At 66.7% G+C, this 11,423-nt stretch carries 11 protein-coding genes; 7 read left to right on the top strand and 4 right to left on the bottom strand.

Annotated features, from left to right (window positions below; all coding sequences use genetic code 11):
* Positions 1–116 precede the first annotated feature (116 nt).
* The 4 genes from WMC41_RS12460 to WMC41_RS12475 all read left to right on the top strand — a co-directional run bounded on the left by WMC41_RS12460 (position 117) and on the right by WMC41_RS12475 (position 4,629).
* Positions 117–716, top strand: coding sequence for an SCO family protein (locus WMC41_RS12460; protein ID WP_244766761.1), 600 nt, complete (start codon positions 117–119; stop codon positions 714–716).
* Between the two features lie 79 nt (positions 717–795).
* The gene (locus WMC41_RS12465) at positions 796–1,677 is read left to right on the top strand and encodes a 50S ribosomal protein L11 methyltransferase (protein ID WP_432343563.1); all 882 of its coding nucleotides are present in this window, start codon (positions 796–798) and stop codon (positions 1,675–1,677) included.
* 428 nt (positions 1,678–2,105) lie between these two features.
* On the top strand, positions 2,106–2,630 hold the full coding sequence (locus WMC41_RS12470; RefSeq protein ID WP_432343565.1) for a hypothetical protein: 525 nt from the start codon (positions 2,106–2,108) through the stop codon (positions 2,628–2,630).
* Positions 2,631–2,793: 163 nt separating this feature from the next.
* Positions 2,794–4,629, top strand: coding sequence for an aminopeptidase P family protein (locus WMC41_RS12475; protein ID WP_244766764.1), 1,836 nt, complete (start codon positions 2,794–2,796; stop codon positions 4,627–4,629).
* Here the strand turns inward: WMC41_RS12475 and WMC41_RS12480 are convergent.
* The 4 genes from WMC41_RS12480 to panC all read right to left on the bottom strand — a co-directional run bounded on the left by WMC41_RS12480 (position 4,619) and on the right by panC (position 7,659).
* The gene (locus WMC41_RS12480; RefSeq protein ID WP_432343567.1) at positions 4,619–4,930 is read right to left on the bottom strand and encodes an AzlD family protein; all 312 of its coding nucleotides are present in this window, start codon (positions 4,928–4,930) and stop codon (positions 4,619–4,621) included. The genes WMC41_RS12475 and WMC41_RS12480 overlap by 11 nt on opposite strands.
* A 2-nt stretch (positions 4,931–4,932) precedes the next feature.
* On the bottom strand, positions 4,933–5,661 hold the full coding sequence (locus tag WMC41_RS12485; protein WP_244766766.1) for an AzlC family ABC transporter permease: 729 nt from the start codon (positions 5,659–5,661) through the stop codon (positions 4,933–4,935).
* A 302-nt stretch (positions 5,662–5,963) separates the two neighbouring features.
* Positions 5,964–6,788, bottom strand: a complete 825-nt coding sequence (gene panB, locus WMC41_RS12490; RefSeq protein ID WP_064330502.1) for a 3-methyl-2-oxobutanoate hydroxymethyltransferase — start codon at positions 6,786–6,788, stop codon at positions 5,964–5,966.
* 1 nt (position 6,789) lies between these two features.
* Positions 6,790–7,659 carry a pantoate--beta-alanine ligase gene (gene panC, locus WMC41_RS12495; RefSeq protein WP_432343572.1) on the bottom strand — a complete coding sequence of 290 codons (870 nt, stop codon included), beginning with the start codon at positions 7,657–7,659 and terminating at the stop codon, positions 6,790–6,792.
* A gap of 279 nt (positions 7,660–7,938) precedes the next feature.
* Here panC and WMC41_RS12500 point away from each other — a divergent pair, with 279 nt between their 5' ends.
* The 3 genes from WMC41_RS12500 (at position 7,939) to WMC41_RS12510 (ending at position 11,368) form a co-directional block, all read left to right on the top strand.
* Positions 7,939–9,882 (top strand): DEAD/DEAH box helicase, encoded by a 1,944-nt coding sequence (locus WMC41_RS12500; protein ID WP_432343575.1) that lies wholly within the window; start codon positions 7,939–7,941, stop codon positions 9,880–9,882.
* 237 nt (positions 9,883–10,119) lie between these two features.
* Positions 10,120–10,950, top strand: coding sequence for a TIGR02587 family membrane protein (locus tag WMC41_RS12505; RefSeq protein WP_432343577.1), 831 nt, complete (start codon positions 10,120–10,122; stop codon positions 10,948–10,950).
* Between the two features lie 7 nt (positions 10,951–10,957).
* Positions 10,958–11,368 carry a TIGR02588 family protein gene (locus tag WMC41_RS12510; protein WP_432343580.1) on the top strand — a complete coding sequence of 137 codons (411 nt, stop codon included), beginning with the start codon at positions 10,958–10,960 and terminating at the stop codon, positions 11,366–11,368.
* The last annotated feature ends 55 nt before the right edge of the window (positions 11,369–11,423 follow it).

The raw sequence follows: 11,423 nt of genomic DNA on the forward strand, positions 1-11,423 counted from the left end.
CAATTCCGCGAGACGCCGATCCCGCTTCGCATTGCGGCAATTGGCCCGTTTGCGCGCGTCCGGCCGAAGGACTATGACACCGGCAGACCTCGGACCTTGCTTATCGAAGGACTGCCATGAAGACCCTGCGCCTCGTACTGTGGATCGCCGTCGCGCTCGTCGCGGCCCTGCTCGGCTGGCTGACGCTGGAAATGACCAAGACGAAGGAAGAGGTCGCGGGCGGCCCGTTCGGCGTGCCCTTCGAACTCGTCGCGCAGGATGGCAAGCCGATCACCGAAAAGGCCTTCACCGGCAAGCCCACCGCCCTCTTCTTCGGCTTCACCCATTGCCCGGAAGTCTGCCCGACGACGCTGTTCGAGATGAACGGCTGGCTCACCAAGGTCGATCCCGACGGCTCGAAGCTGCAGGCCTATTTCGTCACCGTCGATCCCGAGCGCGACACGCCGGAGCTGATCGGCCAGTATGTCGGCAACGTCTCCAAGCGCATCACCGGCATTTCCGGCCCGGTGGACAAGGTGCTGGACATGGTCAAGGGCTACCGCGTCTACTATCGCAAGGTGCCGCTCGACGAAGAGAAGCCCGACGGGGACTACACGATGGACCACACGGCCTCCGTCTTCCTGCTCGACGCGACCGGACGCTTCGTCGGCACCATCGCCTACGGCGAGAACCCCGAGGTCGCCGAGCAGAAGCTCGCCAACCTGATCAAGGGATAAGGCTGCCGGCGGGCGATCCGCCTTTGCCCTCGGCTTTCGGACATGCTAGGCGGGCCCGAAACAACAGGGACCCCGAGCCGTGAGCGAAATCCGCCTCTACATCACCACGACCGAGAAGCGGGCCGAGATCGCCCTCTCGCTGATGACCGACGTCTTCGAGGACGAAGGCTATGCCATCGCGACGATGGAGATCGACGAGAAGAAAGACATCTGGGAAGCCTCCGTCTACATGTTCCGTAGGGACGAGGCGGAAATCCACGCGCGTTTCGCCGCGCTGCTTGCCGGCGAATTTCCCGATGCGACGATCGAACGCGAGGAGCTTCCCGACATCGACTGGATCGCCAAGTCGCTGGAGGGCCTGAAGCCCGTGCGCGCCGCCCGTTTCGTCGTTCATGGCTCGCATGATCGCGGCAAGGTGCGGGCCGGCGAGATCGCCATCGAGATCGACGCGGGCCAGGCCTTCGGCACCGGCCATCACGGCACGACGGCGGGCTGCCTGGAGGTGATCTCCGACGTGATGCGCGCGCGCAAGGTCAGGCGCGTGCTCGACCTTGGCACCGGCAGCGGCGTGCTGGCGATCGCCGCGCGCAAGCTTGCCCCGGTCACGGTGCTGGCGACGGATATCGACCCGGTCGCCACCCGCGTCGCGCGGGAAAACGTCCGCCTCAACGGCATCGCCTCCGGCATCACGCTGGAGACGGCGCCGGGCTTCCACTCCACCGCCTTCGGCCGCCACGGCCCCTTCGACCTCATCATCGCCAACATCCTCGCCCGGCCGCTGATGCGCATGGCGCCGCAGCTCGCCGCCCAGTTGGCGCCGCAGGGCGACGTCATCCTGTCCGGCATCCTCGCCTCGCAGCGCTGGAAGGTGCTTGCCGCCTATAACGGCGCGGGCCTGCGCCATGTGCGCACGATCTGGCGCGAAGGCTGGGTGACGATCCATCTCGACAATCGCCGGTAACGCACCGGCTTAAAGCGGGGTGGCAACACCCCGCTTCAACATCAGGGGATTGCAGGCAAAAGAAAAGGCGGTGCCAGAGGCACCGCCTATGGGCCGGCGAACCGACCTGCCCGCGAGCTTGAGGAGGAGGAGTGCTCAAGCGGGCCTATGTGTTCCGAGCGCCTTCCCGGAGGAGGGAGGAGGAGTGACCGGCAAGACGCCTGATCGGAACACCTAGTCTTTTGCCTTTCGGCAGTTCATTTTGCGATCCGAAGGACTGGAGGAGCTTTCACTTCGTTTCGCTTGAAGCGCGTTTTGTTTCGCTTCGTTGGCGCCGCTTATACTGGATTCGAAAATTTGCGACAGGGCCTTTGGAACATGGGTGCCATGCACGGAATGCATAAGTCCAATTGCAGACCTCTTCCCGATGCCGCAGGGTTTTCCTGAGCATGGCCGCCACCGTCATCCCGCTCATCGCGCTTGCGGTCATCGTCTTCGTGCTGTGGATCGCGATCCGCGCCAATATCGAGGCGCGCAAGAACCCCTACCGGGTCGAAAGCACCACCCGCACCGCGGCGGAGCGCCGCCGCATCGCCGAATCCCTGCGCGATGCCCTCAGCCGCAAGCCGCTCGGCGCGGCACTGGCCGAACGGCTCTGGCGCAAGCTGACGAACGAGATGCCCGGCAACGGCGTGATCTACGACCATCACCGGGATTTCTGCGGCCACGGCCTCATCCGCACCGAAGACGGCGTCATGCTGGCCGACGTGCAGGACGGCGGGATCTATTTCGGCCCGCCCATCGCGGAGTGGAAGACCGAGGAGGACTTCGTCGCCTTCCTCGCCCGCCAGTCGGATTTCTCGATGAGCGGCTGGGATGCCGGCGAACCCGCCTTCTTCACCGAGGACGACTGGTATCGCAACAACCAGCGCCTGACCCGCGCGGTGCTGGAGCGCTATCTCGCCCGCCTTTGACGCGGCCCGCCGATGGGCTAAAGCGCATCGCGATCTTCCATATTCGCTCCTTGCGCCTTAGCTCTCTGGTTTTTCGCATGTCGTTGGCGCAAAACCGCTGCACACTTTTGCACGACATGCTTTAGATTGCCGGCACGATTCATCGCCATACCGGAAGTCTTCCATGTTCCAGAGTTTCGACGTCACCTCCACGCCCCAGTTCGGCCGCGAACGCGCCGAGGCGCTGCGCGCCACCTTCGATGCGCTCGGCATCGACGGCTTCCTCGTGCCGCGCGCCGACGAATACCAGGGCGAATACGTGCCGGCCTCGGCCGAGCGCCTCTCCTGGCTGACGGGCTTCACCGGCTCGGCCGGCGTGGCGCTCGTCATGCGTGGTGCGGCCGTGGTCTTCGTCGACGGCCGCTATGTCACGCAGCTCGCCGAGCAGGTGGACGGCAGCGTCTTCACCGGCGGCGACCTCGTCGGCGAACCGCCGCATCTCTGGCTGCAGAACCATGCCCCGAAGGGCTTCCGCCTCGGCATCGACCCGTGGCTGCACACCGGCGCGGAGGTGCGCCGGCTGGAAAAGGCGCTTGCCGGCCTTGGCGGCGCCCTCGTCTTCCTGCCCCACAACCCGCTCGACAAGGCCTGGACCGACCGTCCGGGCGAACCGCTCGGCCGCGTGACGATTCAGGCGATCGACCAGGCCGGGGAACTGGCCAGGGACAAGCTCGCCAAGATGGCGGAGGCGACCGCCGGGGCCGGCGCCGATGCCCTCGCCGTCACCGATCCCTCCTCCATCGCCTGGATCTTCAACATCCGCGGCAGCGACGTGCCGCACACGCCGCATCCGCTGGCCCGCGCCATCATTCCGGCAGAGGGTCGCCCGCAGCTCTTCCTCGACAAGCGCAAGACCGGCATCGAGCCCGAGGCCTACCTCACCCAGCTTGCCGACCTCGTGCCGCCCTCGCAGTTCGACGAGCGCATCGCGGCGCTCGCCGCCGAGGGCAAGCGCATCCTGATCGATCCCGACCAGGCCCCCTTCGCGCTTGCCGAGATCGTGCGCCGCAAGGGCGGCACGCTGGTCGAGGCCGCCGACCCGGCCCGCCTGCCCCGCGCCTGCAAGAACGCCGTCGAGCTGCAGGGCTCCGCACGCGCCCACCTTCAGGACGGCGCGGCCATGGTGGAATTCCTCGCCTGGCTCGACGGGACGACGCCCGGCACGCAGACCGAGATGGCCGTCACGAAGAAGCTGGAGGCCGTGCGCGCCAGCGTCGGCGAGCGCCACCAGAACCCGCTGAAGGACGTGTCCTTCGACACGATTGCCGGCGCCGGCGCCCATGCCGCCATCATGCACTATCGCGTCACCACCGCGTCGGACACCGTCATCGAGCCCGGCACGCTCTTCCTCATCGATTCCGGCGCGCAATACATCAACGGCACGACGGACATCACCCGCACGGTGGCGATCGGCGCGGTGCCGGACGAGCAGAAGCGCTTCTTCACCCTGGTGCTGAAGGGCATGATCGCGATCAGCACCGCGCGCTTCCCGAAGGGCACGCGCGGCTGCGACCTTGATCCGCTCGCCCGCATCGCGCTGTGGAAGGCCGGCGCCGACTTCGCCCATGGCACCGGTCACGGCGTCGGCTCCTATCTTTCGGTGCACGAGGGCCCGCAGCGCATCTCGCGGCTTTCCACGCAGGAGCTGCTTGCCGGCATGATCCTGTCCAACGAGCCCGGCTACTACCGCCCCGGCGCCTTCGGCATCCGCATCGAGAACCTGATCCACGTCCTGCCGGCAGCCCCGGTCGAGGGCGGCGACATGGACATGCTCGGCTTCGAGACGCTGACCTTCTGCCCGATCGACCGCCGGCTCGTCGTGCCGGCGCTGATGACGGACGAGGAGCTCGCCTGGCTCAACGCCTACCACGCGGATGTGCGCGAGAAGATCACGCCGCTGCTGGCGGACGACGCGACGAAGCGCTGGCTGGAAAAGGCGACGGCGCCGGTCAGCCGATGACCTGACGCAGGACCATCACGACGACCCAGCCGATGGCCAGCACCGGCAGCAGCGAAAGACGCAGGCCAATGAGGAGGGCGACCGCCATCGTCAGGCTGACATCCAGCCCGCCCGTCACGGCTGCCGGCGCCACCAGCGTGGTGAGCACGGCGGCCGGAACGGCGTTCAGCGCCGCTTCGGCGCGCGGCGGGATGCGCTTCATGCGCGTGATGAAGACGTAGCCGCCGACACGCGTGAGATAGGTCGCGATCGCGCCGGCGGCGATGATCAGCAGCGTCTGCATATGGAACAGCGTATCCATGCTCACGCCTCCCCTTCCACGACATCGCCAACCGCGGCCTCGTCGCCGTCGAGCGGCATGAGCGCGGCAACGAGGATGCCGGCCAGCGCACCCAGGCTGACATGCCAGGGCGAACCGACGAAATGCAGCGCCAGGATCGAGCCCGCCGAGGAGGCCAGCACCACCGGCAGCCAGTTCGCCCGGCTGCGGAAGCCGAGCACGAGGCCCATGAAGTAGATCGGCAGCAGCACGTCGATGCCGATCGCCTTGGGATCGCTGATCAGGTTGCCGAGCAGGCCCCCGACGACCGTCAGGCAGAGCCAGGGCACATAGACGCTGAGGCCGAGCACCAGGGACCAGATATAGCTGACGCGGATGCCCGCATCGGCGCGGCGTTCGGTTTCGGCGAACTGCGGATCGGTGAGGAAGAACAGCGACGTCGCCTTCTGCCAGAAGGTGAGATGCCGGATATGGGCGGCGATCGCCGCCGAATAGAGCACATGCCGGAAATTCACGGCGAAGATCGACAGCACCACCAGCCAGGGCGCGACATTGTGATCGAAGAGCTCGACGCCGACGAGCTGGCTGGCGCCGGCATAGAGCGTCGCGCTCATCAGCGCCGCCTCCGCGATCGTCAGGCCGTTGTCGATGGCGACGGCGCCGAACAGGACGGCAAACGGCGCCGCGGCGATCGCCACGGCGCTGCCACGCCGGAAGGCATCGCGGATTTCATCTTTCGTGGCGGGGGTCATGGGTCTGCTCTATCTCGGGATCGTACAGCCATAGAGCAGCAGGGGTCCACCTGCAAACCAATATGGCTGATGGATCGTTCAGCGCCATTGATCGATCAGCGTCGAATTTCGCCTGATACTGATGGATGTCGCCCCCTCTCCTCCGTCATGGTCGGGTCAAGCCCGACCATGACGAAAGAGAGGTAGAGCCAAGCGAAAGAGAGATGGCGCCGGGCGGAAGAGAGGTGGAGCCATGGATATGGCGCCAGACGAATAGAGAGGTGGCGCCCAGACGGAAGAGTGGCGCCCGGCGGTGCCGAAAATCACCCCTTCTTGAGCTGGAACGTGTGCTCCGGCCCCGGGAAGCTGCGCGCCTTCACCTCTTCGGCATAGGTCGCGAAGGCCTCGCTCATGACGGGCGCGAGATTGGCGAAATGCTTGACGAAGCGCGGCTTGAAGTCCGTGAAGATGCCGAGCACGTCGTCGACGACCAGCACCTGCCCGTCGCAGGCGGGCGACGCGCCGATGCCGATGGTCGGCACCTTGACCTTGCCGGTGATCTCGCGCGCCAGCGGCTCGACCGTGCCCTCGATGACGATGGCGAAGGCGCCGGCTTCGTCGATGGCCGCAGCGTCCCGGCGGATCTTCTCGACTTCCTTGTCGTTGCGGCCGAGCGAGCGGTAGCCGCCTGTCGTGTTGATGAGCTGCGGCATCAGGCCGACATGGCCGAGCACCGGGATGCCGCGCTGGGTGAGGAAATGCACCGTCTCGGCCATTTCCGCCCCGCCCTCCAGCTTGATCGCCGAACAGCCGGTTTCCTTGAGCACCCGGGCGGCCGTCGCAAAGGCCTGTTCCTTCGACTGCTGGTAGGAGCCGAAGGGCAGGTCGACGACGACGCAGGCATTGGACGAGCCGCGCATGACGGCCTGGCCATGGGCGATCATCATCTCGATCGTCACGCCGACGGTGGAATCGAGGCCATAGAGCACCATGCCGAGGCTGTCGCCGACCAGCATGAAATCGACATGCGGATCCATGAGCTTGGCGACCGGGGTCGTGTAGGCGGTGAGGCTGACGATCGGGCGCTCGCCCTTGAGGGCCCTGATATCGGCGGGCGCCAGACGGCGCTTGGCGGTGTGTACGCTCATGTCACGCTACCTTTTTCGCGTTTTTCGGGCCAAGAACCCGGTTATCGAGGAGTTTCGTGCTCCCAAAGCGCACGAAAAGCAACAAAAGAACCGGCCTGTCGCCGAGGGTGTCGATCTTGGCGAGCGTCTGCGGATCGCGGATCGCGACCACTTCGGGCCTTGCCAGCGGCTCGCTGGCGAGGAAGGCGGCAACATCCGCCTCCACCCGTTTCGCATCGGTCTCGCCGGACATGATCAGCCGCTCGGCCTCCTCCAGCGCGCGCGGCACGATGACGGCAGCGGCGCGCTCCTCGGCCGAAAGGTAGACATTGCGGGAGGAACAGGCGAGCCCGTCCGCCTCGCGCACCGTCGGCACGCCGATCACCTCGACCGGCTGCGCCAGGTCCTCGGCCATGCGGCGGATGATGGCGAGCTGCTGGAAATCCTTCTCGCCGAAATAGGCGCGGTCCGGCTGGGCGATGTTGAAGAGTTTCGTCACCACCGTCGCGACGCCCGCGAAATGACCCGGACGCACCGAGCCTTCCAGCTCGCTGCCGAGCGTCGGCACGTCGACGACGGTCTCCATCGGCCGCGGATACATGTCCGCAACGCCGGGCGCGAAGAGATAGTGCACGCCTTCCGCCTCCAGCATCGCCTGGTCGCGGGCAAGATCGCGCGGATAGCGCGCCAGGTCCTCGTTGGCGCCGAACTGCAGGGGATTGACGAAAATGGTGGCGACGACGATGTCGTTGCCGGCACGGGCGCGGCGGGCAAGCTCCATATGGCCGACATGCAGGTAGCCCATGGTGGGCACGAGGCCGATCGTGCGGCCGTCCAGCCGGTGCGGGGCCAGCGCCGCGCGCAGGTCCGCGATGGTGGTGAAGGTCTGCATCGGCGGTTCCTCCTTGCTCTCGCCCTCTCCCGCGGGCGATGCCCCCGCTCGATCTCTGCGGATCGTTTGAGGAGGCGCCGTTTTCTATCTTGTGCAGCGCAAAAAGACAATCGGCAAACACCTTTGGCGGCGATAGGGCTCGCCGCTGGGCAGGGTTGCGTTTTGCGCACTGTACTTTTCGTGCAAGGGCCAGTAGAGAGCGCACCAGCAAGCTCGTCGCGGACGGGCTGAGAGCGCGACGCATGATCGTTGCGGAACCCGAATTCCGAAAGACCCTCGATGACAAGTTTTGAAGGCCTCGCTCCGGCGATGGCAAAGGCGTTGGAAAAACGCGGCTATACCACTTTGACGCCGGTGCAGGTCGCCGTCTCCGACCCGAAGATCGGCGATGCCGATGCGCTGGTCTCCGCCCAGACCGGCTCCGGCAAGACCGTCGCCTTCGGCCTCGCGCTCGCTCCGACGCTGCTTCAGGGCGAAGAGCGTTTTGCCCGCGCCGGGAACCCGCTTGCCCTCGTCATCGCCCCGACCCGCGAACTCGCCATGCAGGTCAAGCGCGAGCTGGAATGGCTCTACGAGATGACCGGCGCCGTCATCGCCTCCTGCGTCGGCGGCATGGACGTGCGCAACGAACGGCGCGCGCTGGAGCGCGGCGCCCATATCATCGTCGGCACGCCGGGCCGCCTGCGCGACCACATCACCCGCGGCAATCTCGACCTGTCCGCTATCCGCGCCGTCGTACTCGACGAGGCCGACGAGATGCTCGACCTCGGCTTCCGCGAAGACCTCGAATTCATCCTGGAAGCGGCGCCGGAAGACCGCCGCACGCTGATGTTCTCGGCCACCGTGCCGAAGGAGATCGCCGCGCTCGCCAAGAACTACCAGCGCGAGGCGCTGCGCATCTCGACCGCCGCCGAGCGCGAACAGCATGTCGACATCGACTATCGCGCCCTGCTGGTCGTGCCGGCCGACCGCGAGAACGCCATCATCAACGTTCTGCGCTACTACGATGCACAGAACGCCATCGTCTTCTGTTCGACGCGCGCGGCGGTGAACCACCTGACCGCCCGCTTCAACAACCGCGGCTTCTCGGTCGTCGCCCTCTCCGGCGAACTCAGCCAGAACGAACGGACCCACGCGCTGCAGGCCATGCGCGACGGCCGTGCCCGCGTCTGCATCGCCACCGACGTCGCCGCGCGCGGCATCGACCTGCCGAACCTCGAGCTCGTCGTGCATGCCGACCTGCCGACCAATCCGGAAACCCTGCTGCACCGCTCGGGCCGCACCGGCCGTGCCGGCCGCAAGGGCGTCAGCGCGCTCATCGTGCCGCTCAGCGCCCGCCGCAAGGCCGAGCGCCTGCTGCAGGCGGCGAACCTCAAGGCCAACTGGGCGACCCCGCCGTCCGCCGAGGACATCCTGCGCCGCGACGACGAGCGCCTGCTCGCCGACCCGATGCTGACCGACGCGATCGGCGAAGACGAGGTCGAGACGATCGACGCCCTGGCCGCACGCTTCGATGCCCGCCAGCTTGCCGCCGCCGTCGCCCGCTTCTTCAAGGCCGGCCACTCGGCGCCGGAAGACCTGGTCGAGGTGTCGCTCGAACAGCGCAAGCCGCGCGAACGCGGCAACGACTTCATCCCGGCCGAAACCAAGCGCCCGCGCGAGGGTTTCGGATCGAGCGTGTGGATCTCCGTCTCGGTCGGCCGCAAGCAGCGCGCCGAGCCGCGCTGGCTGATCCCCATGCTCTGCCGCAACGGCAGCATCACCAAGAACGAGATCGGCGCGATCAAGATGCAGCCGGAGGAGACCTATATCGAGCTCTCCGCCGATGCCGCCGACGGCTTCCTCGGCCATCTCGGCCCGAACAGCATGCTGGAGCGCGGCATCCGCGTCACCGTGCTGGAAGGCCAGCCCGACCTGACGCCGCAGCCCTATACGCGCACGCCCGGCGAGAAGACGCAGCGCTACGACCGGCCGGAACGCCGCGCCGACTGGAAGCCGAAGGGTGACTTCGACAAGAAGCCGCGTTTCGAGAAGAAGCGCGATTTCGACAAGCCGGAAGGCGCTGCCGCCAAGCCGCACTGGAAGGACCGCGAGGACGGCGGCAAGAAGCCGGCAAAGCCGTTTGCCGGCACAAAACCCTTCAAGGGCAAGCGCGATGAAAAATTCGCCAGGCCCGAAGGTGCCGCGCGCAAGCCGAAGGGCAAGAAGCCGGACCGCTTCTGACGCGGCCGGCGCGTTTGGCCGTGGTTTGGCGACACACCGCGCGCCATTCCCAACGTCATCCTCGGGCTTGACCCGAGGATCCAAATCCACGGCGTGCCGGTGGAATGGATGCTCGGGTCAAGCCCGACCATGACGGAGGAGAGCGTGGCAGGAGCCAAGGCCAACAGGCCTGTCGATCCAGCGCGGAACTTTCATCACCGCGCCGCATTACCCTCGCGCTTTTGCGAGGGGATATTCATGACACGCGCCGAGGGCGATAAGGACGAATTCAGCCGCTTCGTGACCGGGCTCGGCCGGGGCGTCGCCGGCGCCCTCCTCCTGGCGCTGCCCATGCTGATGACCATGGAAATGTGGTATCTCGGCTTCTACATGGCGCGCGAGCGCCTGTTCCTGCTGCTGCTGCTCAACATCCCCCTGCTGATCCTGCTCGCCCACCGCATCGGCTTCGAGAAGACCTTCAGCTGGCGCGAGGCGACACGCGACGCGGCGATCGCCTATGGTATCGGCATTGTGACCAGCCTGGTGGTGCTGACCGCGCTCGGCCTCCTGCGCGGCGGCATGCCGGCGAGCGAGCTTGTCGGCAAGGTCGCCCTGCAATCGGTCCCCGCCAGCATCGGCGCCATGCTCGGCCGCAGCCAGCTCGGCCATGACGAAGGCGACGCCGATACGAAGGAGACGAGCTATCCCGGCGAACTGCTGCTGATGGCGGCCGGCGCGCTGTTCCTCTCGCTCAACATTGCGCCGACCGACGAGATGATGGTGCTCGCCTACAAGATGACGACCTGGCACGCCCTCGTCGTCGCGCTCCTCTCCATCGCCCTCATGCACGGCTTCGTCTATGCGGTGTCCTTCACCGGCGGCCACGAGCTTTCGCCGCAAACGCCCTGGTGGCACGCCTTCGTGCGCTTCACCCTGCCCGGCTATGTCATCGCGCTGGCGATCAGCATCTTCGCGCTGTGGATCTTCGAACGCCTCGGCGACAGTTCGCCGGTCGAGATCATGCTGTCCGTCATCGTGCTCGGCTTTCCCGCCGCGCTCGGCGCCGCCGCCGCGCGGCTGATCCTGTGAGGCCGGCATGACCCGTTCCGAACAGGGCCGCCACAGGGAACGCCACGATCCGCACTGGATCGAGTGGCTGACAGGCCTCGTTTCCGCCCTGCTGATCGCCGGCATGCTCGGCTGGGTCGGCTGGGAAGCCTTCACGCGGGAAGCGATGTCGCCGGACCTCTCCGTCACCGTTCTCGCCACGCAGAAGGCGAAGGCCGGATACCGCATCACCTTCGACATCGCCAATTCCGCGACCACGACCGCCGCCGCGGTCACCGTCATCGGCCGGCTGATGGACGGCGACAAGATCATCGAGGAGAACCATGTGATCTTCGACTATGTCGCCGCGGAATCGAAATCGACCGGCGCCCTCCTGTTCGAAACCGATCCGGCCGGGCGGCAGGTGGATATCCGCGCCGCCGGCTACACCGATCCCTGACCGCCGGCGGCCTTGAAACCGGGAACCAATTTCATCGCCGGGGATTGAACAGAGC

The sequence above is a fragment of the Shinella yambaruensis genome, assembly GCF_050859155.1.
Classification (GTDB): domain Bacteria; phylum Pseudomonadota; class Alphaproteobacteria; order Rhizobiales; family Rhizobiaceae; genus Shinella; species Shinella yambaruensis.